Here is a 22,464-nt window from a genome sequence, read left to right as displayed (position 1 = left end):
CCAGCAAAGGAAGTGCCCATGATCGCGCCCCTCATCGCCTTTTTGTCGACCGCGCTGGCCATGCTGGCGCTCGATTCAATCTGGCTAAACCTCACGGCAGACCGGCTTTACCGCGCCAAGCTGGGGCATCTGATGCTGCAGGAGTTCAACCTGGCGCCCGCCGCGATTTTCTACTTCATTTACGTCACCGGCGTCACCGTGCTGGCGGTGATGCCAGCGCTCGCCGATGGCAAATTGTCGACGGCGTTGACGCGCGGTGCGGTCCTCGGCCTGGTTGCATACGCCACCTATGATCTGACCAACCAGGCGACGCTGCGCGGCTGGTCAACGACCATCACCATCATCGACCTGTGCTGGGGCACCTTCCTGACCAGCTTTGCCGCAAGCGTGGGGTGGTGGGCGACGACACAGATTGCGCCACGGCTGGGCTAACGCAATTCGGCGATGGTTATGCGCCGGGTCAAGGCGGTCCTTGCAAACACCCTTTGCTCGTCATCGACGTTGCCGAATGTCCGCGATGGGATGCGGGTTGGGCGCTACCAAACGCAGCCGCAGATGGCCGGGTTGGTTTGAAAGCAGTGGATGATCCGATCAGTGCTGCGAATCTGCGATATGCACCACAAGACCATCCAGCGCATCGGACATTTCAATCTGGCAACACAGCCGACTATCGGCGCGCACGCCTTCGGCGAATTCGAGCATGTCATGCTCCATGTCGCTTTGCGTGCCGGTCAGCTCGCGCCATTCGGCGGCGACATAGACGTGGCAAGTGCCGCACGCGCAATTACCACCACAATCGCCATCAATCCCGCGAATATTGTTGTTGAGCGCGCCCTCCATCACCGAATAGCCGTTCGCAATTTCTACCTGATGTTCGGTACCATTGGGTTCAACGAAAGTGACGCGCGGCATGAAATCCCCCGAATGTTCAGTGATATGGCAGATCGGCGATAAGGGCGCGGATCAGCCCGGAATGCGCACCATCATGCGTTCATAGCCTTTGACAAAGGCCGACGGCACCCTGACCGGCGGCTCAACCACCTCGATCAGTGGCCAGCGCTTCATGATTTCTTCCCAGACGATCTTCAGCTGCATTTCGGCCAGTCGATTGCCAACGCAGCGATGAATGCCGAAGCCGAACGACAGATGCTGGCGCGGGCGGGCGCGATCGATGATGAACGCATCGGCATTTTCAATCTCGGTTTCGTCGCGATTGCCCGAGACGTACCACATGACGACGCGGTCGCCCTTCTTGATATGCTGTCCGCCCAGGATCGTGTCCTGCAGGGCGGTGCGGCGCATATGCGCGAGCGGCGTCTGATAGCGAACGATCTCCGGGACCATCGATTCGATCAGCGCAGGGTTGTCGCGCAGCTTTTGATACTCGCCCGGATTCTCATTGAGGAACAACAGCCCGCCGGTGATCGAGTTGCGCGTCGTGTCATTGCCGCCCACGATCAACAGCAACAGATTGCCGAGATATTCCATCGGCTGCATGTCGCGCATCGACGGGTTGTGCGCCATCATCGAGATCAGATCGCCCGCTGGCGGCGCATTGACGCGCGCATTCCACAGACCGGTGAAATAGGTGAGGCATTCGATCAGGATCGCACGCTGTTCGTCGCGGGTCATCTTGGCATCGGGCGAGGTGACGTCAGTGGTCGTGACATCGGACCAATAGGTCAGCTTGCGCCGTTCCTCCCAGGGAAAGTCGAACAATGTCGCAAGCATTTGCGTCGTCAGTTCGATCGAGACGCGGTCGACCCAGTCAAACGGTTCGTTAATCGGCAAATTATCGAAAATCTTTTGCGCGCGTTCGCGGATCAGCACTTCGAGTATCGCCAGATTGGCGGGCGCGACGATCGGCGACACTGCTTTGCGCTGCACATCATGCTTGGGCTGATCCATCGCGATGAACATCGGCAGGATGAAATCATCATCCTGGTCCTTTGCCGTGATCCCACCGAGATGCGCTTCTGAGGAGAAGACGGCGTGGTTGGTATCGACCGCCATAATGTCTTTGTAGCGTGTCACCGACCAGAACGGACCGAACCGGCCATTGGCGCAATAATGGACCGGGGCTTCCTTGCGCAGCCGTTCAAAAAACGCCCAATGCGTATTGTCGACGAAGCGTGAGGAGTCGGTCATGTCGATATCTTCGATCGGCATCGAATAAGCGATCGAGCGGGCGGCTTCGATGGCCTCATCCTCGATCTGCTTGAAAGCGGTCGCCATGATCAGTCTCTCCCTCGGTCAATCCAGGTTAATGCTGGATGATCCTACGAAACCGCAAAATGCGCCGTTTCCGGGTCAATGGCAATGCGTAACCGGGCAGGGTGCAACTCTATCGCCGCCGAGTTTGGGCGCGCCAAGAGTATACGCTAACGTTCGTTGCTAGTGAACAAATCGATATCGCCGTCTGCTTCGACATGGGCAAGCCGAACGGTTATTGCTCGGAAGTAATTGGTTTCGCGAAATTAAAACTTGGCAATCGAAGGAGGACTTGAGGCGGCTACTGTCCCCTTATCGGGAATGCAAACCGGCAGCTCTCCACCGCTTTCTTCGCAAAAGCCGCCTGACCGAAATGTCTCAGGTGCGGTCAATCCGTGCGGTCGTCAGTTCCCGACCCAGTTATCGCCGGTCAGTCGTCCCGGCCACTTTCCCGAAACCCGACGGGCAGCTTTGCTCGTTCGGCCGGATCACGTCAGGCGACGAGTTGAAACAGAGGCAAGGCGAGGGACGTTTGGCGCCGGATTTGCGGCTCATTCGCGTCCGCTATCAGCACCCGTCGCTGACTGCCACTTTGGTTTGACAGCCCCCTCTGACAGCACCCACCCGGTTGCGACGTCGATTTGACCAAGATCAAAGGTTTGCGCACGTCGCCGTCGCATAGCGGCCCCGTCCGATGGGAAGGGACCGCTAATGATGATGACAGTTGCACGCTCAGGCGTCTGGATGGTGCTCGCGCTTGCCGCAGCGGTATGCGGGTTGCTGGGCGCAGATCGCGGCTTTTCGGTACACATGGCAATTGCAGCGCTAGCGGCATTGCTCGCTGCGATCGTCACGATGCGGCAGGCTGGCAACAGCGCACCCCGCGGGAACGACACCAGCCGCTATTATGACGAAGTAATCCGCTGGGGTGTGATTGCGACCGTCTTCTGGGGTGTGGTCGGCTTTTCGGCGGGGCTCTTCATCGCCTTGCAGCTCACCTATCCGCTGCTCAACTTCCCGACCGAGTTCACCACTTTCGGTCGACTGCGCCCCTTGCACACCTCGGCGGTGATTTTCGCGTTCGGCGGCAATGCGCTGATCATGTCGAGCTTTTACATCGTCCAGCGCACGTGCCGGGCGCGACTTTTTTCACCCGCGCTCGCCCGTTTCGTGTTCTGGGGATACCAGCTGTTTATCGTGCTGGCCGCGACCGGCTACCTGATGGGCGTCACCGCAGGCCGCGAATATGCTGAGCCCGAATGGTATGTTGATATCTGGCTGACGATCGTCTGGGTCAGCTATCTGGTGGTGTTCGTCGGCACGATCCTCAAGCGGTCGGAACCGCATATCTACGTCGCCAACTGGTTCTTCCTGGCGTTCATCATCACCGTCGCGATGTTGCACCTCGTCAACAATCTGGCCGTGCCGGTGTCTTTCCTCGGGTCCAAATCCTATTCAGCGTTTTCGGGTGTGCAGGATGCGCTCACCCAGTGGTGGTATGGCCATAACGCGGTCGGTTTCTTCCTGACCGCCGGGTTCCTCGGCATGATGTACTATTTCGTGCCCAAACAGGCCGAACGGCCGGTGTACAGCTACCGGCTATCGATCATCCATTTCTGGTCGCTGATCTTCCTGTATATCTGGGCGGGTCCGCACCATCTTCATTACACAGCACTTCCCGATTGGGCGCAGACGCTCGGCATGGTGTTCTCGATCATGCTGTGGATGCCCAGCTGGGGCGGCATGATCAACGGGCTGATGACGCTCAACGGCGCGTGGGACAAAATCCGGACCGATCCCATCATCCGCATGATGGTCGCCAGCCTCGCCTTTTACGGGATGAGCACCTTCGAAGGGCCGATGATGTCGATCAAGAGCGTCAATTCGCTCTCGCATTATACCGACTGGACGATTGGCCATGTCCATTCCGGGGCGCTCGGGTGGAACGGGATGATCACCTTTGCCGCGCTTTACTATCTCGCGCCGCGGCTATGGGGGCGGACCCGGCTCTATTCGCTCCGCATGGTGAACTGGCACTTCTGGTGCGCGACGCTCGGCATCGTTCTCTATGCCTCGTCGATGTGGGTATCGGGCATTACCCAGGGGCTGTTGTGGCGCGAATATGGGTCGGACGGGTTCCTCGTCTATTCCTTCGCCGAAGTCGTCGCCGCACTTCACCCCTATTACCTGATCCGGTCGGCCGGGGGCCTGCTCTATCTGGCAGGGGCGGCGATCATGGTCATCAACATCTGGATGACGATCGCAGGCAAGCTGCGCACCGAAGCGCCGATGACCGAAACCCCGTTCGATCCAAGCCGCGACCATCCGGTCACCGCGAAAACCACCACCCTTCCCGCAGCCTAAGGAGGATCAGATCATGGCCACCAACCTCCTCCACCGCCACAAGGTGATCGAGCGCAACGTAACCCTGCTCGGCCTGCTCGCACTGGTCACTGTTGCGATCGGCGGCATCGTCGAAATCGCGCCGCTGTTCTGGATCCAGTCGACCGTTACCAAGGTGGAGGGCGTGCGTCCCTACACCCCGCTCGAACTGGCGGGTCGCGACATTTACATCCGCGAGGGATGTTATGGCTGCCACAGCCAAATGATCCGTCCATTCCGTGACGAGGTCGAACGCTATGGCCATTACAGCCTGGCGGCGGAAAGCATGTATGATCACCCGTTCCAATGGGGGTCGAAGCGCACCGGGCCTGATCTGGCGCGGGTCGGCGGACGCTACTCGGACGAATGGCACAATCAGCATCTGCGCGATCCGCACTCGGTGGTGCCTGAATCGATCATGCCCCCCTATGGCTTCCTGGCGGATCGTGAGCTCGACGGAAAGACGATCGGCGCGCATCTGACCGCGCTCAGCCGCGTCGGCGTGCCCTATTCGGCGGAGCATATCGCGCAGGCGACCGCCGATTTCACCGCCCAGGCAACCGGCACGGGTGACACCGCCGCGCTGCTAAAACGCTACCCCAAGGCGCAAGCGCGCGATTATGACGGCGATCCTGCCCGCATCACCGAAATGGACGCGCTGATCGCCTATCTCCAGGGACTTAGCACGATGGTCGATTTCAAGGCGGCCCAGGCGCAGGAGCAGCGCAAATGAGCTATGATGCGCTTCGCCATTTCGCTGACAGCTGGGGGCTGGTCGCGATGACGGTGATGTTCCTGACCTTTGTCGGCTGGACCTTCTTGCCCCACGCCCGCGCCGCGCATGCCCGCGCTGCCACGATGATCCTGGAAGACGATCTGCAAGATGGGGAGCAGGCCAATGGCTGATGATCGCAAACGCGTTGATGCCGCCACCGGCACCGACTTCGTCGGCCATGAATGGGACGGGATCGAGGAACTCGACACGCCCATGCCGCGCTGGTGGCTGTACATTCTGTACGGTACGATCGTGTTCGCGATCATCTATGTCGTGCTTTACCCTGCCATTCCGCTCGCGGATCGCGCGACCAAGGGCGTGCTTGGCTGGTCAAGCCTGGGCGAGCTTGCCGATGACCAGCGCGCCGATCTGAAGCGCAAAGGGCCGGTGCTTGCGGCGATTGCGGCGACCCCGATCGACCAGATCGCTTCCAAACCGGCGTTGCTGCACGCCGCCGAAGAAGGGGGGCGCGCTGCGTTCAAGGTCAACTGCGTCCAATGCCACGGCGCGGGGGCGGCGGGCAGCAAGGGCTATCCCAACCTGAACGACGATGACTGGATCTGGGGCGGCGACCTCGCGGCGATCGAACAGACGCTGATCCATGGTATCCGCCATCCCGGCGACGATGCGACGCGGATGTCGCAAATGCCCGCCTTTGGGAAGGACGGTATCCTCACCACACCGCAGATCGACGATGTCGTTTCCTATGTGCGCACCCTTTCGCGGCAGGAGCCGATGAACGACGCGGCAGGCCGCGGCCAGGCGCTGTTCGCGGTCAATTGCGCGGCCTGTCATGGCGATAATGGCAAGGGCGGGCGAGAATTCGGCGCGCCAAACCTGACCGACGGCATTTGGTTGTACGGCGGCGACCGCGAGGCGCTGACCACCACCATCGTCAATGCCCGCTATGGCATCATGCCGGCGTGGAACACCCGGCTCGATCCGGTGACGATCAAGATGCTCGCCACTTATGTCCATTCGCTGGGCGGCGGCGAAAAGGCGCCCGCCCCACCCGCGCCCGTTCTCCAGCAGACAGCAGCCAATGTCCCACCCCAATGACCTGATCCATCAGGAGCCGTTTTTCGAGGCGCGCCGCCAGATTTTCCCCAAAGCCGTCCATGGATCGTTCCGGCGGCTGAAATGGGCGATCATGGCGGTGACGCTGCTGATCTATTATGTCACGCCATGGATCCGCTGGGATCGCGGCCCCTATGCCCCGCATCAGGCGGCGCTGGTCGATATTGCCAATCGCCGCTTCTACCTGTTCTCGATCGAAATCTGGCCGCACGAATTCTATTATGTGGCGGGCATGCTGATCATGGCGGGGATCGGGCTGTTCCTTGTCACCTCGGCGGTGGGCCGCGCCTGGTGCGGCTATGCCTGCCCGCAAACCGTGTGGACCGATTTGTTCGTGCATGTCGAGCGGCTGATCGACGGTGATCGTAACGCCCAGTTCCGGCTGCTCAAGGCCCCATGGGGGCCCACCAAGATCGCCAAGCGCGTGTCAAAGCATGCTGCCTGGCTGCTGATCGCCATGGCGACGGGCGGCGCCTGGATTTTCTATTTCGCCGATGCGCCCACCTTGGCGCGCACCCTGTTCACCGGCGACGCGCCCTTCATTGCCTATGCCACGGTTGGGGTGCTCACCTTCACCACTTATACGCTTGGCGGGCTGATGCGCGAACAAGTGTGCATCTATATGTGTCCCTGGCCGCGCATCCAGGCGGCGATGATGGATGAGCAGTCGCTCGCTGTCACTTATAAGGACTGGCGCGGTGAGCCCCGGACCCGTGGGCTGAAGCGCACGCATGACCTTACCGAACTGGCGGCAGAGCCGGACATGCGGATCGGCGATTGTATCGATTGCAACGCCTGCGTCGCCGCTTGCCCGACCGGTATCGACATCCGCGAGGGATCGCAGATCGGCTGCATTACCTGCGGCCTGTGCATCGATGCCTGTGACGAGATCATGGCCAAGATCGATCGCCCGTTGAAGCTGATCGGCTATTCGACCCAAGCTGATGCCACGATCGCGCGGCAGGGGGGCACACCGATCGGTGCGCTGCGGCAGCTGTTGAAGCCGCGCACGATCCTGTATTTCTGTGTCTGGGGGGCCATTGGCCTCGCCATGCTGTTCGCGCTTGGCAACCGCACCCGGCTCGATCTGTCGGTGACGCAAAGTCGCAACCCGCAATGGGTGCAACTGTCCGACGGCACCATCCGCAACAGCTACCTGATCAAGGTCCGCAACATGGAACAGCGCCCCCGCAAGGTGGAGATCACCGTGACCGGACTGGCAGGCGCTGCCCTGTGGGACGAATCCGGCGCGCGCGAACTGGCGACAACATCGCTGCGGCTGCCGGTCGATGCCGATCAGGTGCGGGCGGTACAAGTGTTCCTGGCAGCACCCGCGCGGGGTCCGGAACATGCCGATATCGCCTTCACCGTCCGCGCGCTCGATGCCGAAGGTGGCACGGCCACCCACGCGACGCGCTTCGACCGGCCCGACACCGAGGAGGATGACGAATGACCCGCCCCTTTACCGGTTGGCACATGCTGGCGATCATGGTCGCGTTCTTCGGCGTGATCATCGCGGTCAATTTCACCATGGCGCGCTTTGCCGTCGGCACATTCGGCGGGGTGGTGGTCGACAACAGCTATGTCGCGAGCCAGCGCTTCAACGGCTGGCTGGCGGAGGCCCGCGCGCAGGACAAGCTTGGCTGGCGCGTGGTGCCCGGCATCGATGCCACGGGGCGGTTGCAGATCGCCGCGACCGATGCGCAAGGCGCACTGATTGGCGGACAAATGACGGTTACCGCTCGCCATCCGCTTGGCCGCTTGCCTGACCAGAGGATCGCAATGCACACCACGTCGACCGGTTTTGCGGCGGATGTGCCGCTGCCCAGCGGTCGCTGGCAGTTGCGGATCGTGCTGCGTGCCGATGGCCGCACTGCCCGGTTTGAAGAGGATGTACGGGCATGAACGCCCTGACGAGCGTACCGATCGCCGCAGCGATGACCGAGACACGCTTTGCCGTGGAGGGGATGCACTGCGCGGGCTGCATTGCGCGGATCGAGGGCGCGCTTGGGAAAATGAGCGGGGTCGCCACCGCGCGTGTCAATTTCGGCGCGCATCTGGTGGTCGTCCGCCACGGCAGCGACGTCACCACCGCTGCGATTGCCGATGTGATCGAGCGGCTCGGCTTTCCCACCCATATGATGCAGGAACGCGAAGCGCGCGGCGTGCATGACGAAAGCCGCGCACTCATGAAGGCACTCGCGGTCGCGGGCTTTGCCGCAATGAACGTGATGCTGCTGTCGGTATCGATCTGGTCGGGTGCCGAAGGCGCAACCCGCCAGATGTTCCACTGGCTGTCCGCGCTGATCGCGGTGCCGGCGATCGCCTATGCCGGTCGGCCCTTTTTTGTCAGCGCCTGGCGCGTGCTGCGCCATGGCCATACCAATATGGACGTGCCGATCTCGATCGGCGTGATCCTCACCACTGCGATGAGCCTTTACGAAACCGCGACCGGCGGCGCACACGCCTATTTCGACGGTGCGATCATGTTGCTGTTCTTCCTGCTCGCCGGGCGGTTCCTCGACAGCATGATGCGCGCGCGCGCTTCCGATGGGGTCACGGCGTTGCTGAAACGCCTTCCGACCGAAGTTCAGGTGCTCCGCCCTGATGGCACGACCGAGACCCGGCTTGCCGCCGAACTTGCGCCCAAGATGCGCGTATTGGTGGCAGCGGGAGAGCGGATTGGCATCGACGGCGTCGTCGAGTCCGGTAGCGGCCATGTCGATCGCGCGCTGGTGACGGGAGAAAGCGTGCCCGAACGGGTGACGCCGGGGGACAAGGTGCTGGCGGGCACGATCGCGCTCGATGCGCCGCTGACGGTGCGGATCACCGCCATCGGGCAGGATACCGTCATCGCCGAAATCGCGCGGCTGATGGAAAGCGCGGGGCAGGGCAAATCGCGTTATGTTCGCATCGCCGATCGCGCCTCGCGGCTTTATGCGCCCGCGGTCCATAGTCTCGCCGCGCTGAGCTTCGTCGGCTGGATGCTGGCGGGGGCGAGCATCCATCAATCGGTGATGATCGCGGTAGCGGTGTTGATCATCACCTGCCCCTGTGCGCTCGGCCTCGCCGTGCCGATCGCGCAAGTTGTGGCCGCAGGCGCATTGATGCGCGCGGGGGTGCTGATCAAGGACGGCTCGGCGCTCGAGCGATTGGTCGAGATCGACACGGTGTTGTTCGACAAGACCGGCACGATCACGCTCGCGGGGCTGAAGCCGGTCGCTGGGTTGCCGACCGACCCCGCCGAACGCAGCGCGCTGCTGGCGCTCGCCCAAGCGAGCCGCCATCCGCTGTCAAAGGCAGTGCGCGACTCGATCGGCGATGCGACCGCAACATCTGCGGAGGACATGACCGAACAGCCCGGCCTTGGCGTTGAAGCGATGATCGGCGGCGAACGCGCCCGGCTCGGTCGGCCCGATTGGGTCGGGGCTGCAGCGGATGGCGATCAGGTGACGACCGCCTTCCAATGGGGTGATCGCCCTGCCCGGCTGATCGAGTTCGCCGACACGATGCGCAGCGATGCGCCGCAGGTGATGACGCGACTGAAGGCGCTCGGCTTTGCGCCGATGATGCTCTCGGGCGATCGTTTCGCGCCGGTGGCGGCCCTCGCGGCGCGGATCGGCATAATGGGCACGTCGGGACTTTCGCCTGCCGACAAGTTCGCCTTTATCGAACGCCAGGCATTGGCCGGCAAGCGCGTGTTGATGGTTGGTGACGGGCTGAACGACGGTCCAGCGCTCAAACGCGCGCATGTTGCCATGGCACCTGCGACCGCCAGCGATGTCGGTCAGCTCGCCGCCGATCTCGTTTTCTTCGGCGATCAACTGAGCCCAGTGCCCGTTGCAATCGTCGCCGCCCGCCGAACGATGGCGGTGGTTCGCCAGAACTTCGTGCTCGCGATCGGCTATAATGTCCTTGCTGTGCCGCTCGCGATCATGGGTTATGTCACGCCATTGGTGGCCGCGCTCGCCATGTCAGGCTCGTCGCTGATCGTCGTTGCCAATGCGCTGCGTCTGCGCGGGGCGGCAAAGTGACGGGCCTCGTCTTTCTCCTCCCCGTCGCTCTTGGCCTTGGACTCGCTGGCCTGGCCGCGTTTTTCTGGGCGGCGCGATCGGGGCAATTCGAGGATCTCGATGGTGCGGCGCTGAGAATATTGATCGATGATGAGGAGTTGCGTGGGGCAATCGATCCGATCACCAACAAAGTCCTGCATCATGTAGACTAGCCCCGCACTTTCGCATGATGCGGCCACAGGGGCTTGCGAAGTCGCTTAGGTCTCGGCCTCAGCGCGCGCCTCAAGTGCGGCTCGATTGCGGATGGTGACCGACCGCAGGCTCGGCAGCGCAATAATCCCGGCGGCTTTCAGCCGGGTCAACTGGCGGCTGACTGTTTCGATCGTCAAGCCTAGCAGCTCCGCAATCTGCCCGCGTGTCAGCGGCAAATCGAAGGTAAGCGGCCCCGCATCGACAGCCTTACAGCCGGCGTTGCCGACGCGATCCGCCATATCGAGCAGGAAACCGGCCACGCGTTCTTCGGCTGACCGGCGTGCGAGGGTGAGCATGCGAGCACGGGCATCTTCCAGCGCAGAAAAGGTTCGTTGCAGCAGCAGTCGCTCCATCCGGACATGATCGTGCAGCACGTTTTCAAACTGGGCGCGGGGAAAAACACATAATTCTGCATCGGTCAGCGCGGTCACGGTAAACCCGGCTTGATCGGCATAGAGTCGACCGACGAAGTCGGACGGATAGAGCAGCCCGACCATCTGCTCTCGCCCATCGCTGGTCGATGCAGACAGTTTCATGATTCCGTCGAGCAGATTGGCGCAGATCACGCTGTCGTCGCCCGACCAGATTACCGTTTCGCCCCGCGCCACCTTGCGCCGCTGGCCGATGCTATTGAGCGCGACCAATTCTTCATTGCTCAACGCCCCGCATAGCGCACGATCGCGAACGGCGCATTCGGTGCAAACGCTGGGGGAGATCATGAAAAGATTCCGGTGCCAAACCCTGTCGCCATTATTGGCGGTCAGCATTGCTGATAGCGCCTAGCCAGGGCCACTCGTCAAGCGGAAGCGCGCTTACTCATCATTTTCCCCGTGCGCGCGGCGAGCGCACATTGCGTGGCACGCCGACGGGCAACTGCCCGATGGGTCGTCGTCCTTCTGCATGGGAATGCGGATCATGCGCGACGGATCGCCGCATATGCCTGCCATCAGCGGACCCGGCCCGGTGGTCGTCATGACCGCGCCGGACAGCGCCATGTTAACGGCGCTGATGATCGCAAGGGAGGCTCCATTGCGCATATCAAATAGCGCTACTGAACCGGGTCGAGCTATCCTGACGATAAGGATCGAGCGCCGCTGCAATGGTGCGCACGTAGGGCAAGCCTGCCTGATTGATGACCAGTCTGCCATCTTGCCACTCCGCCAGACCCGCTCTCACATAATGCGCCAGTCGCGCTTTGGTCTCGCCACGATGGGGTATGTTCGACAAGTCGGCATAGCCTTGGCACAGCAACTGTTCGATCGCCCGGCCAATGCATTGGTCAGCGATTGAGCGTTTCCAGCCGCGCGCGGCGGCAAACTGGCCGTTGGCCACGCGCAGATGATAGCGTCCGGCATTTTTTTCGTTCTGGATCAGCCAGCCGGGAAACTGGCTGATGGCCGATGCGCCAAGGCCAATCAAAATATCGGCGGAATCCTCGGTAAAGCCCTGGAAGTTGCGGCGCAGCCTGCCACTGGTAGTCGCCACCGCAAGCGCGTCGCCGGGCAGTGCGAAATGATCGAAGCCGACAGGCGCATAACCATCCCGGGTCAGCCGTTCGTACGCGAATTCTGCCTGAGCGAAGCGGGCAAGCGAATCGGGCAGGGCTGAGTCGTCGATCTGTCGTTGCCGGGCGATGAGATGCGGGACATGTGCATAGCCGAACACCGCCAGCCGATCCGGGTGCATTGCCAGCGCGGTGTCAATCGTCGCGGCCAGCTTGTCGACGGTCTGAAAAGGTAAGCCGTACATCAGATCGAAGTTGATCGAACTGACCCCTGCGCCGCGGAGCAACTTAACCGATTCCGCGATCATTGCGGTAGGTTGAACTCGGCCAATCGCCGCCTGGATGCCATCATCAAAGGTCTGCACGCCCAAGCTGACCCGGGTCACGCGGTTACGACGAAGGGCATCCGCCCAGCCTCCGTCGAAACCCCGCGGATCGATCTCCACCGACACGACCGGATCGTCGAGGTGGAACACGCGCTTGAGCCGCTGCATCAGCGTATCGAAATCCTCAGGTGCCAGCGCATTCGGGCTGCCCCCGCCCCAGGCGATCCGTTGCACCCGCCCGCGCCCGCCCAGCGCTTTCCCGACCAGCTCGATCTCTTCGATCAGGCGGAGCAGATAGGCCTGAACGCGGCTGGTGCGGTTGGCCGCCCCCGTGTTGCACCCGCAATACCAACATAACTCCCCGCAATAAGGGATGTGGAGGTAAAGCGAGATTGCCTGATCCTCACCGACGGTCGCGAGCGCCTGGGCCATCTCGGGCGGCCCAACCGAGTCCTGAAACTCAGCGGCGGTGGGAAAGCTGGTGTAGCGCGGCACCGGCGTTGCAAGCAGATCAGAATAATATGGCCACATGTAAATGTAATCCTATAGACTGCGAGCTTCGGAACTGACCGCCGCTAACATGCGCGCGCGAGATGACGGAGATTTGCTGAAATCTGACTAATGTCACGACCGTCAAAAGATTTACGATATCGAATTAGCACCAGCGATATTGGACCAACCGAGCGTCGATATCTTACCACGAAGGTGGCAGAAGCACCTTGCCTGGAACGCTATTCTCGATGGTGGGTACCAGATACAAACGGGCAAATGCCCAACCTGCCTTCACACTGGCGACGGCCCGTCCCAGTATCCGCCTGATCCCGTTCTGCTGCCGGGCTGCCTCCAGCTGGACCGAGGCCCGACGCATTGCTTCCATCGCGCGGCGGAAGCGGGGACTGTCGGTATCGAGCAGGATCGGAAAGATTTGCCGACTGATCGCGGTACAGGTTTCGAAAACGCGATAATCATAATCGGTAATGTCGAGCCCCATGGCCCTGTGCATCGCGGGGCGCATGTGATCGCGGCAATACATGGTCGCGTAGACCGAGATCAGAAAGAAGCGGATCCAGAGCCGGTTGATGCCGCGCGTGAGCGAAGGATCGGCGCGGATCAGGAGCGCGAGAGCCTCACCGTGCCGATACTCATCGTTGCACCATTCTTCAAAACGCTCGAAAATCGGATGAAAGCGATGCTCGGGATTTTGCTCCAGGTGGCGGCAGATAATGATGTAGCGCGCATAGCCGATCTTTTCCGAAAGGTAGGTCGCGTACAGGATGAACTTGGGCTGGAAATGATGATATTTCTTGGCCTTGGTGAGGAACGACAGGCTGATCGGTAAACCCGCGTCCTTCAGACTGTCACGGATAAAGCCTGCATGGCGGCTCTCGTCGCGGGTAAGCAGCTTCATCAGGCGCCGCAGTTCCGGATTTTTGGTCCGGCGGGCGATCTCGGAATAGAAAATGCACCCGGAAAATTCCGACGTCATCGATGAGATCATGAAGTCAATGAATTCCTCCCGGACATCCGGCTCCAGCGCCTCGACGATCCCGGTGAATTTTTCGCGGCGGCGGAAATGGAGGCGGTTCGGGTCGGCCTCCATTTCGGCGAGCAGTGTTTCCCATTCGGCGCGGACCGGCTCGACATCGATGCGATCGAGCGCCGCAAAATCGGTGGTGTAAAACCGGGGTGACAGGATCGTTTCGTCATGGATCTGCCGTTTCACAACGTCCGTCGTTGGCATGTCGCCAAAGGTGATTGCGGTCATTTGCCCATCCTCTTGTTTCCCCACCTTGATGAGCGGCAGGCCTCTGGCGAGCATTGATCCTAATCAAACCCGATACAGGGTGACGTGACCCCCGCCTTTCATCCGGCGGCACCCAGAGACCGACCGTTGTTGTCGCGCAGGAGCACGGGTGAAGGAACGTGCGGGTCTAAACCCGCCCGTTGCTTTTCGAGTTCAAACAAAAACCCCGGAAACCGATGGTTTCCGGGGTTTTCGGTGGTGGGCGTGGCAAGGATTGAACTTGCGACCCCTGCGATGTCAACACAGTGCTCTACCACTGAGCTACACGCCCACGGAAGCGCGGCATTAGCGGCGGTGGACGCCGGGTGCAAGCGCCGTTTGGTAATCGATCACAGGCCGCGGGTTACATTTTCGGTTTCGAACAGCCGATCGACCTCAAGCACCAGATCGCGCAGATGGAATGGTTTCGAAAGGACGCGTGCCTGCGGCATGGCCTTACCGGCCTTTAACGTAACGGCAGCAAAACCGGTAATGAACATCACCCGCAGATCGGGGCAAAGCTCGCCCGCTTTCTGCGCCAGCTCAATCCCGTCCATTTCGGGCATGACGATATCAGTCAGCAGCAGATCGAAGCTCTCGGTTTTCAGCAGCGGCATCGCCGCCGTACCCCGATCAACCGCCGTGACGGCATAGCCCGATCGTTCGAGTGCGCGCGTCAGATATTCGCGCATCACGCGATCATCTTCGGCCAGCAAAATCCTGATCATCCCCGGCTTTCCATCCTGATTGCTTGGGCCACCTTATGCGCAAAGCCCTTAACAATTTCCAGCATGGCGCCCGGTCCGCTCCGCACGATTGCGGCAAGGCGGCACGCACCCTAAGGTTAGGGCCGATGACCAGCTGTGCCCATTCGTTCGATCTCCACGGCTTGCTGCAGCCGGTTAGTCCAGTCGTTCTGTCAGTGCCCCATGCCGGGCGGGATTATCCAGGCGCATTGCTGCGCGCGATCCGCGTTCCGGTTGAGGCATTGCGGGCGTTGGAGGATCGCTATGTCGATCACCTGGCGCTGGCGGCGCGCAGCGACGAATCGCTGCTGGTGCAGCGCCCGGCGCGCGCATGGATTGACCTGAACCGGGCCGAGCATGAACGCGATCCCAAGCTTGATGACGGTGCCGATCCCGCGCGCCAACCCGCCATGTCAGCCAAGCTCCGCAGCGGCCTTGGGCTGGTGCCTCGCCGCATTGCCGCCGCCGGCGATATCTGGAGCGCTAGGCTGAGCGATGCCGCGGTTACCGCACGGATCATGGCCGACCATCGCCCATATCACGACACATTGGCGGCGCTCCTTGGGGCGGCGCGGGCGCGATTTGGCGTTGCGGTGTTGCTCGACATTCATTCGATGCCGTCGTTGGGCGATTCGGCGGACACCCCGCAAATCGTGTTCGGGGATCGCTTTGGCAAAACAGCCGCTTCGCGCTTCATCGATCGGCTGGCGGGGGAAGCGGAGGCGGCAGGGATTGGCCATGCACTCAACACGCCCTATGCCGGTGGGCATATTCTTGATCGCCATGCCGCGCCCCGGATGGGCATTCACGCCATCCAGATCGAATTCGACCGTTCCCTGTATCTCGACGATGGCCATGATGCGCCAGGTACGGGTTTTACCGCCGCCGCAGCCATGCTCCGCCGAATGATCGCCGCCATCAACGATGAAGCGCTGGCCGGGCTGACGGCTATCGCCGCCGAATGACCCCGACTTAAAAAACCACCCCGCGCAACAGGTGCGCGAGGTGGCCAAGGTTCAGGGAGTGTCCATCCGAAGATGAACTGCGCAGCCCTGTGAAAGGGGGGAACACAAGGCCACGCCTAAACAATATAGGTGAGGCCAGCGGGCGCTTCAACCCGGCTCATCACCAAGGTTGAAAGCACCCGAAAATGCCCGTCAGGCGGCAGTAACCTCTGGCAGCGGTTTGCCGCGCGCGGCCTGCATCTGGAAGATTTCGCGCATCTGCGACAGCGAGAAGAGATGAGCGTAGAGCAACGGCAACATGCCCGACTTGGACATTTTGCGCAGCGTATCGCCGCGCAGATCGAGCAGCTTTTCTTCGTTCACCATCTGGAAGCCGCGATAGATATAAGGTTGCTCGACACCCTCGGCCTGGATCGACACTTCGCCGTCCATCAGCAGCTCGGCTTCGGCCAGCTCGCGCATGAACGCGGCCGTGCGGGCGCCAGCCTGTTCGAACATCTCGTTGAAGGACAGGATGTTCTTGGTCAGCTCAGTCGGCTCGCCATTCGCGAACAGCGCATCGCCTTCGTCAAACTTGCCGATCATGTCCGACGTCGGATCGAAACAAAGCGACAATTCATCGGCGGTTGGGGTCAGCTTGGCGAGCATATAGGGATAGCGGCGGATATAGGCCGGCACGTAAAAGTTAGGCTGGTTGATCCGGCCGTCGTCATCGACGAACACGTTCACCCCCTCGTTCAGGCCCATCAGCGCGATAGGAATGGCATCGGGGCCAACCGAGAACACGATCGGCATGTACCGCTGGACCAGCGCGAATTCATCGACCGTGATCGGGATGGCATGCTGCGCGGTCAAAAAAGGTGCCGTCGTGGCGGGCCGCGCCTTGAAATCGGCATGCGCCTGGCTCGAAAGCGGCTCGAGGGCATTGTAAAAGAGCGGTAGTCCCTGGGGCGCGCTGGCCATCATCATCTCCATCAAAAAAAGCGGGTACAAGCCGAATGGCAGGTTGCCGACGCCTCTATGGTGCCAATCGCGTGGGCGCAAGCGCTACCAGTTTTCCCGGATTCATGATCTGTCCCGGATCGAGCGCCCGTTTGATCGACCGTAACGCGGATAGCCGCGCAGGCGAGGAAAGCCGCTCGAGCTCATGAAGCTTCATCTGGCCGATGCCATGTTCGGCAGAGATCGATCCGCCAACGGCCGTCACCAGATCATGCACAAACGGCGTGATCAACGGGGCCTGCTCCGCATACCAGCGATCACCATCGACCCCGGCTGGTGCACGGACATGAAAATGAACATTGCCGTCGCCCAGATGGCCAAAGGCGCCGGCTGTCGTTCCCGCAAACCGCGCTTCCACTGCGCGCGCCGCTGACACCATGAAACGCGGCATCGCCGCAACGGGCACGGAGATGTCGTGCTGAAGCGCGGGACCGCTTGCCCGTTCGGCCGCCGAAACCGAATCGCGCAGCCGCCAGAATGCTTCAGCCTGTGCTTCATTGGCGGCGATGACGGCATCGGCGACCAGCCCATCGGCAATCGCGCTGACAAAAAGGCGTTCGAGCACCGCTGTCGGCTCCGTATCCCCCTCCCCGGTCGTCACCGCCTCCACCAGAATATGCCAGGCATGGCAGCCATCAAGCGGCGCGCGTGCGCCAGGTACATGCGCCAGCACCAGCCCCAACGAGTGATCGGGAATGATTTCGAAACTCTCGATACTGTCGGTTGCGGCTTCCATTCGGCGCAGGACCGCGAGCGCATCATCCGGCGTCGCCAGTCCGGCCCAGGCGACCGCGCGCGCCTTGACGTCCGGCACGAGCCGCAAGGTTGCGGCGGTGATCACACCGAGGGTCCCTTCCGCCCCTACCAGCAGCTGGGTCAAATCATAACCGCGATTATCCTTCTTCAGCGCTGACAGGCCGTCATGCACCGATCCATCAGGCAACACCGCCTCAATACCGGCCACCAGCGATCGCATCGTGCCGAACCGCAGCACTTGCGTGCCACCGGCATTGGTCGATGCCAGCCCGCCAATCGTCGCACTGCCGCGCGCGCCAAGCGTTAGCGGAAAACGCCGGCCAGCTGCCTTGGCCGCATCATGGAGATCGCTGAGAATCACGCCTGCTTCGGCAATCGCGACGTTGCCGATCGGATCAACCTGCCGAATCGTGGTCATGCGCCGCAGCGACAGAATAAGCGCCGATCCATCGGCTGGCGGCGTCGCACCGCCGACCATCGAGGTGTTCCCCCCCTGCGGCACCAGCGAAACCCCGGCCGCGCCCGCCAGGGCCACAACCATCGCCACTTCAGCCGTTGTCGCAGGCGCCACAATGGCAGGCGATTTTCCGTGAAAACGCCCGCGCCAGTCGACCAGCCATGGCGCGATATCATGCGGATCAGTAATCACACCCTTCGGCCCGAGCCGTTCGGTAAGTGTTGCGATCAGCGAGGCAGCGGGGATCATCATTGCAGGATCGGGCTAGCATGAGGATGCGGCAGAAACCAGTTGGCGATGCCGATGGCAGCAGCACCGCGCACCAGTTCATCGACTGTTCAACCATTGGCGGTAACAGAGCTACCGACCAATGGCCCATCTCGCTTTTCCATCCGTCCTGCTGCTGCTGATTGGCGCACCGCTACCCGAAAAACCGGGGAAGATCGATTTGCGCGCGCAGTATAGCCAGTTCACCATCCGCCAGCGGATTACGGTACGCGTGCCGCGCCTGCCCGATCCGCCAAGGAACCGGCAGCAGGCGACGGTAAAAATGGTGGAGTGGAAGGAAAAAAAGGCCGAAAAGTGCCAGCCAATCAATCTGATCGCTGGTGCATCGGTGACCCGGGTCGATAGCGTCGACCTGATCATGATGGACAATCGGCGGCTGCGCGCGCGCTTCGACGATGATTGTCGCGCGATCGATTTCTACGCCGGCTTCTACCTGAAGCGGACGCCCGACGGCATGATCTGCGCCAGGCGCGATGCGATCCGATCGCGTTCAGGCGATTCTTGCCGCATCGAGGCTTTCAAGACACTGCAGCCCAAGCGCTGAGTTTGCCGGTCACCGCGGCAAATCTTGACAATCGGGGTGGAATCCGCAACCGCATTGATCGCTTTCAGGCCCGCGTTGCGCGCGCCCTTTTTCCGGACCCAGCATGACCTTTGCCGATCTCGGCCTATCTGACGAACTTCTTCGCGCCATCGAGGATTCGGGCTACACTGTGCCCACCCCCATCCAGGCGAGTGCAATCCCCTCGATTCTGATGATGCGCGACATGATCGGCGTCGCGCAAACCGGCACCGGCAAGACCGCATCCTTCGTGCTACCGATGATCGACATTCTCGCCCAAGGCCGCAGCCGCGCCCGAATGCCGCGCTCGCTGATCCTTGAGCCGACGCGCGAACTCGCCGCGCAGGTGGCGGAGAATTTCGAGAAATACGGCAAGTATCACAAGCTTTCGATGGCGCTGCTGATCGGCGGCGTTTCGATGACTGACCAGATGGCCGCGCTCGAAAAGGGTGTCGACGTGCTGATCGCGACGCCGGGCCGGCTGATGGACCTGTTCGGTCGGGGCAAAATCATGCTCAATGGCTGCTCGCTATTGGTGATCGACGAGGCGGACCGGATGCTCGACATGGGGTTCATCCCCGATATCGAGGAAATCTGCACCAAGCTGCCCAAACAGCGCCAGACGTTGCTGTTTTCCGCCACGATGCCCGCGCCGATCAAGCGGCTGGCGGACAAGTTTCTCGACAACCCCAAGATGGTCGAAGTGGCCCGACCGGCGACCGCGAACGTCAACATCAAGCAATGGGTCGTCCCGGTTTCCGCCGCGAAGAAAAAGGATCGCCTGCGCGAATTGCTCGCGGCCGAAGACGTCAAGACCGCGATCATCTTCTGCAACCGCAAAACCACGGTGCGCGAGCTCAACAAGTCGCTGCAGCGCGATCGTTACCGGTCGAGCGAAATTCACGGCGACATGGAGCAATCGCAGCGGATCGCCGAACTCGATCGGTTCAAGGCGGGCGACGTCAACATTCTGGTCGCGTCTGACGTCGCGGCGCGCGGGCTGGACATCAAGGGCGTCAGCCATGTGTTCAACTTTGATGCGCCCTGGCACCCCGATGATTATGTCCACCGCATCGGCCGCACCGGCCGCGCGGGCGCGACGGGGGTCGCCTATACCTTCGTCACGCCTGACGATGCCGAGAATATCGCCAATATCGAAAAGCTGACCGGGCAGAAGATCGACCGGGTGGCGGGAACGTCTTCGCCCGCAACTGCGGACGACGACGCTGACGCTGCGCCGCGCGAAACTGGCCGACGTTCGGCCCGCAAGCCCGCCGCAAAGGCTGCGCCGAAAGCTGAACCGAAAGTTGAGGCTGACGTTGCCGTCGAACGCCCTGCCCGCACCCCGCGTCCACCGCGCGAAGCGGCAGTGCCTAAACCCGCCCGCCCCGCCCGCGCGCCCGCACCCGTTCAAAGCGATGACGGCCCGGATGACGGCGGTTGGAACGGCCCGCTCCCCGATTTCCTGCGCGCCACGATCAGCTGAGCGCGATGACGCCGGGCTTTATCGAGATCGTTCCGGTCGAGCCGATCGAAAGCCCCTGCGTCAATATCTGCCAGATCGATCCGGCCACCCGACTCTGTGTTGGCTGTGCTCGGTCGCTCCACGAAATCGGCGGTTGGGCAAGCGGCTCCCCCGAATGGCGCGCAAGCGTGATGGCGGCGCTGCCGGGGCGACGGGCTCAAATGGAACGGGAGAACAGGATTACCGCTAAACGGGACTAACGATCCGGCATGATCCGATTATGCGGTTTTGCGTGATCCCAATAGTCGGTCAACACATACCGTTATAACGCCGAAAATCGTCAGCACGACGACGTAGAACCAGAAAAAATATTCGCTCGAATCAAACGCCCAGAGCCGCGATGTCGAGGCTGCAGTTATGTTGAGAACGGCATGCGCGAAAACACAGATTGGCACCGACCCTCTCGACCAACGGTACAGCGCCCCGAACGCGCATGACGCCGCAATGAGGGAAATCGTGTAGCCCGTCAGCCAGATCGGGATCGACGCAATGCCTTGGCGGAAGCTCTCAAAGCCGAACAAGGGCGCGTGCCACGCCGCCCAGATGATGCCCAGGAATACAGGTGCCCAAAACAGCGATCGCTTCTCCGCGGCAGGTTGTAGCCAACCGCGCCAACCGGGTTCTTCGCCTAACGGACCCTGGCCGAACACGATACCGCCAATGATTGCATTCGGCACCATCGCGATCACAAGCGTGCCCGCTGCCTTGGCCCAACCAATCTTCGCTTCCATGCCCAGCATCGTCACAGCAATAAGCGCCAGCAACGGGAGCAGCAGGAACGTGTAGAGATAACACCACCACGGTGCCCTGAACTTGATTAGGGAACCAAGCCATGATTTTGTCGCGCCAGCTCCGCCCGCCACAAAGGACGCAACAAACGCAGCGATCATTGGGCCAAAACTACCGCACAGCAGAATATTGGTAAAGCGATCGTCGGACAGGTCAGAGACTCCGACCGGTCGGCCCAAAATCCACCAGCCCCATGACCAGCCGAACGCAATCAGGAAAAAGACTAAAACCGCTGCTGGCCGCAACTGCGGTGCCAACATGTCGCTCTTCCCTAACTCTGTCACGATGGCATGCCTCCGTTCTTGTAAGTGACTAACCGTTGGCCTTGTTCTTCCAACATTGTGTACAGTTATTAGAGCAATGGAAAACCGGTTCAACTGAAACGTTGAGCCTATGGCAATTCTGCGTGATCAATCGACTGCTTGCGCCTCCGCGATCAGCGCTGAATCAATACCCTTCGCCCGCACATAGGCCGGGCGCTCGATCAGCCGTCCCATATAATCTTCGAACGCTGCGCGCTTGGGCAGGGTGCCGAATTGCACGCCCCAGATGACCTGCGAACCGATATAAACGTCTGCGGCAGTAAACCGGTCGCCCGCGATATAGGGCGATGCTGCCACGGCCTTTTCGAGCACATCCACCGCAAGATCGTAATTGCCGTAGCCTGCCATCCGGCCCTGCTCGTCGGACGGCGTGAACCCCATCGCGCGGTTGGTAACGGCTTGTTCCACTGGTCCGGCAGCGAAGAACAGCCAGCGGTAATAATCGGCGCGATCGGTGAGGGGCGGTGCCAGCCCGGCATCGGGAAAGGCATCCGCCACATAGGCGCAGATCGCGGCGCATTCGGTGACGATCTTTCCGCTATGGACGATGGCTGGGACCTTGCCCATCGGGTTGATCGACAGGAACGGCTCCTGCTTCATCGTTGTCGCATAATCGAGTACGACGGTGTCGTACGTCGCGCCGCTTTCCTCGATCGCCCAGCGCGCGATCTGTCCGCGCGACATGGGGTTGGTGTAGAAAATCAGCTCGCTCGCCATGCTATCCTCCG

At 61.4% G+C, this 22,464-nt stretch carries 24 protein-coding genes and 1 tRNA gene; 13 read left to right on the top strand and 12 right to left on the bottom strand.

Annotation, left to right across the window (positions count from 1 at the left end):
- The first annotated feature begins 18 nt into the window (after positions 1–18).
- On the top strand, positions 19–432 hold the full coding sequence (locus B7Y49_RS08355) for a DUF2177 family protein (protein WP_374127128.1): 414 nt from the start codon (positions 19–21) through the stop codon (positions 430–432).
- Positions 433–591: 159 nt separating this feature from the next.
- Here the strand turns inward: B7Y49_RS08355 and B7Y49_RS08350 are convergent, their stop codons facing one another.
- Complete coding sequence (locus B7Y49_RS08350) at positions 592–912, bottom strand: 2Fe-2S iron-sulfur cluster-binding protein (protein WP_374127127.1); 321 nt, start codon at positions 910–912, stop codon at positions 592–594.
- A 51-nt stretch (positions 913–963) separates the two neighbouring features.
- Complete coding sequence (locus tag B7Y49_RS08345) at positions 964–2,235, bottom strand: cytochrome P450 (RefSeq protein ID WP_374127126.1); 1,272 nt, start codon at positions 2,233–2,235, stop codon at positions 964–966.
- 687 nt (positions 2,236–2,922) lie between these two features.
- On the opposite strand from B7Y49_RS08345, the gene ccoN reads away from it, so the two are divergent.
- Genes ccoN through ccoS form a run of 8 tightly spaced genes read left to right on the top strand, consistent with a single transcriptional unit; the run spans position 2,923 to position 10,670 of the window.
- Positions 2,923–4,575 carry a cbb3-type cytochrome c oxidase subunit I gene (ccoN, locus tag B7Y49_RS08340; RefSeq protein ID WP_374127125.1) on the top strand — a complete coding sequence of 551 codons (1,653 nt, stop codon included), beginning with the start codon at positions 2,923–2,925 and terminating at the stop codon, positions 4,573–4,575.
- Positions 4,576–4,588: 13 nt separating this feature from the next.
- On the top strand, positions 4,589–5,326 hold the full coding sequence (ccoO, locus tag B7Y49_RS08335) for a cbb3-type cytochrome c oxidase subunit II (RefSeq protein ID WP_374127124.1): 738 nt from the start codon (positions 4,589–4,591) through the stop codon (positions 5,324–5,326).
- Positions 5,323–5,499, top strand: coding sequence for a cbb3-type cytochrome c oxidase subunit 3 (locus B7Y49_RS08330; RefSeq protein WP_374127123.1), 177 nt, complete (start codon positions 5,323–5,325; stop codon positions 5,497–5,499). The genes ccoO and B7Y49_RS08330 overlap by 4 nt, the downstream gene beginning before the upstream one ends.
- Positions 5,492–6,427, top strand: coding sequence for a cytochrome-c oxidase, cbb3-type subunit III (gene ccoP, locus B7Y49_RS08325; protein ID WP_374127122.1), 936 nt, complete (start codon positions 5,492–5,494; stop codon positions 6,425–6,427). Before B7Y49_RS08330 ends, ccoP begins: the two co-directional genes overlap by 8 nt.
- Positions 6,411–7,898 carry a cytochrome c oxidase accessory protein CcoG gene (ccoG, locus tag B7Y49_RS08320; protein ID WP_374127121.1) on the top strand — a complete coding sequence of 496 codons (1,488 nt, stop codon included), beginning with the start codon at positions 6,411–6,413 and terminating at the stop codon, positions 7,896–7,898. The genes ccoP and ccoG overlap by 17 nt, the downstream gene beginning before the upstream one ends.
- On the top strand, positions 7,895–8,350 hold the full coding sequence (locus B7Y49_RS08315; RefSeq protein WP_374127120.1) for a FixH family protein: 456 nt from the start codon (positions 7,895–7,897) through the stop codon (positions 8,348–8,350). The genes ccoG and B7Y49_RS08315 overlap by 4 nt, the downstream gene beginning before the upstream one ends.
- Positions 8,347–10,479: a heavy metal translocating P-type ATPase gene (locus B7Y49_RS08310; protein ID WP_374127119.1), complete on the top strand. Its 2,133-nt coding sequence runs from the start codon at positions 8,347–8,349 to the stop codon at positions 10,477–10,479. The genes B7Y49_RS08315 and B7Y49_RS08310 overlap by 4 nt, the downstream gene beginning before the upstream one ends.
- Positions 10,476–10,670 carry a cbb3-type cytochrome oxidase assembly protein gene (ccoS, locus tag B7Y49_RS08305; protein ID WP_374127118.1) on the top strand — a complete coding sequence of 65 codons (195 nt, stop codon included), beginning with the start codon at positions 10,476–10,478 and terminating at the stop codon, positions 10,668–10,670. The genes B7Y49_RS08310 and ccoS overlap by 4 nt, the downstream gene beginning before the upstream one ends.
- 45 nt (positions 10,671–10,715) lie before the next feature.
- Here ccoS and B7Y49_RS08300 read toward each other — a convergent pair whose 3' ends face one another.
- From B7Y49_RS08300 to cpdR, 6 genes are all read right to left on the bottom strand, one after another.
- Positions 10,716–11,429 (bottom strand): Crp/Fnr family transcriptional regulator, encoded by a 714-nt coding sequence (locus tag B7Y49_RS08300; RefSeq protein ID WP_374127117.1) that lies wholly within the window; start codon positions 11,427–11,429, stop codon positions 10,716–10,718.
- Between the two features lie 93 nt (positions 11,430–11,522).
- Positions 11,523–11,747, bottom strand: a complete 225-nt coding sequence (locus B7Y49_RS08295; RefSeq protein WP_374127116.1) for a hypothetical protein — start codon at positions 11,745–11,747, stop codon at positions 11,523–11,525.
- Position 11,748: 1 nt separating this feature from the next.
- Positions 11,749–13,071 (bottom strand): oxygen-independent coproporphyrinogen III oxidase, encoded by a 1,323-nt coding sequence (gene hemN, locus B7Y49_RS08290; protein WP_374127115.1) that lies wholly within the window; start codon positions 13,069–13,071, stop codon positions 11,749–11,751.
- Between the two features lie 163 nt (positions 13,072–13,234).
- Complete coding sequence (acsF, locus tag B7Y49_RS08285; RefSeq protein ID WP_374127114.1) at positions 13,235–14,305, bottom strand: magnesium-protoporphyrin IX monomethyl ester (oxidative) cyclase; 1,071 nt, start codon at positions 14,303–14,305, stop codon at positions 13,235–13,237.
- A gap of 235 nt (positions 14,306–14,540) precedes the next feature.
- A tRNA-Val gene (locus tag B7Y49_RS08280) sits at positions 14,541–14,615 on the bottom strand.
- 58 nt (positions 14,616–14,673) lie between these two features.
- Entirely contained in the window at positions 14,674–15,051 is a 378-nt protein-coding gene (gene cpdR / locus B7Y49_RS08275) for a cell cycle two-component system response regulator CpdR (RefSeq protein WP_374127113.1), read from the bottom strand.
- 125 nt (positions 15,052–15,176) lie between these two features.
- Here cpdR and B7Y49_RS08270 point away from each other — a divergent pair, with 125 nt between their 5' ends.
- Positions 15,177–16,034, top strand: a complete 858-nt coding sequence (locus tag B7Y49_RS08270; RefSeq protein WP_374127112.1) for an N-formylglutamate amidohydrolase — start codon at positions 15,177–15,179, stop codon at positions 16,032–16,034.
- A gap of 192 nt (positions 16,035–16,226) precedes the next feature.
- On the opposite strand, the gene B7Y49_RS08265 is transcribed toward B7Y49_RS08270, so the two are convergent.
- Positions 16,227–16,997, bottom strand: coding sequence for a SapC family protein (locus B7Y49_RS08265; RefSeq protein WP_374127111.1), 771 nt, complete (start codon positions 16,995–16,997; stop codon positions 16,227–16,229).
- 55 nt (positions 16,998–17,052) lie between these two features.
- Complete coding sequence (locus tag B7Y49_RS08260) at positions 17,053–18,498, bottom strand: FAD-binding oxidoreductase (protein ID WP_374127110.1); 1,446 nt, start codon at positions 18,496–18,498, stop codon at positions 17,053–17,055.
- Between the two features lie 121 nt (positions 18,499–18,619).
- Between B7Y49_RS08260 and B7Y49_RS08255 the strand changes: the two genes are divergently transcribed.
- The 3 genes from B7Y49_RS08255 to B7Y49_RS08245 all read left to right on the top strand — a co-directional run bounded on the left by B7Y49_RS08255 (position 18,620) and on the right by B7Y49_RS08245 (position 20,824).
- On the top strand, positions 18,620–19,081 hold the full coding sequence (locus B7Y49_RS08255; protein ID WP_374127109.1) for a hypothetical protein: 462 nt from the start codon (positions 18,620–18,622) through the stop codon (positions 19,079–19,081).
- A gap of 103 nt (positions 19,082–19,184) precedes the next feature.
- Positions 19,185–20,585: a DEAD/DEAH box helicase gene (locus B7Y49_RS08250; RefSeq protein WP_374127108.1), complete on the top strand. Its 1,401-nt coding sequence runs from the start codon at positions 19,185–19,187 to the stop codon at positions 20,583–20,585.
- A gap of 5 nt (positions 20,586–20,590) precedes the next feature.
- The gene (locus tag B7Y49_RS08245; protein WP_374127107.1) at positions 20,591–20,824 is read left to right on the top strand and encodes a DUF1289 domain-containing protein; all 234 of its coding nucleotides are present in this window, start codon (positions 20,591–20,593) and stop codon (positions 20,822–20,824) included.
- An 18-nt stretch (positions 20,825–20,842) separates the two neighbouring features.
- Here the strand turns inward: B7Y49_RS08245 and B7Y49_RS08240 are convergent, their stop codons facing one another.
- Positions 20,843–21,790, bottom strand: coding sequence for a type II CAAX prenyl endopeptidase Rce1 family protein (locus B7Y49_RS08240; RefSeq protein ID WP_374127106.1), 948 nt, complete (start codon positions 21,788–21,790; stop codon positions 20,843–20,845).
- Positions 21,791–21,823: 33 nt separating this feature from the next.
- Positions 21,824–22,453 carry a glutathione S-transferase family protein gene (locus B7Y49_RS08235; RefSeq protein WP_374127105.1) on the bottom strand — a complete coding sequence of 210 codons (630 nt, stop codon included), beginning with the start codon at positions 22,451–22,453 and terminating at the stop codon, positions 21,824–21,826.
- Positions 22,454–22,464 lie beyond the last annotated feature (11 nt).

It is taken from the genome of Sphingomonas sp. 28-62-11, assembly GCF_002278865.1.
Lineage (GTDB): Bacteria > Pseudomonadota > Alphaproteobacteria > Sphingomonadales > Sphingomonadaceae > Sphingomonas.
This window is presented reverse-complemented; position numbering and strand designations above follow the sequence as displayed.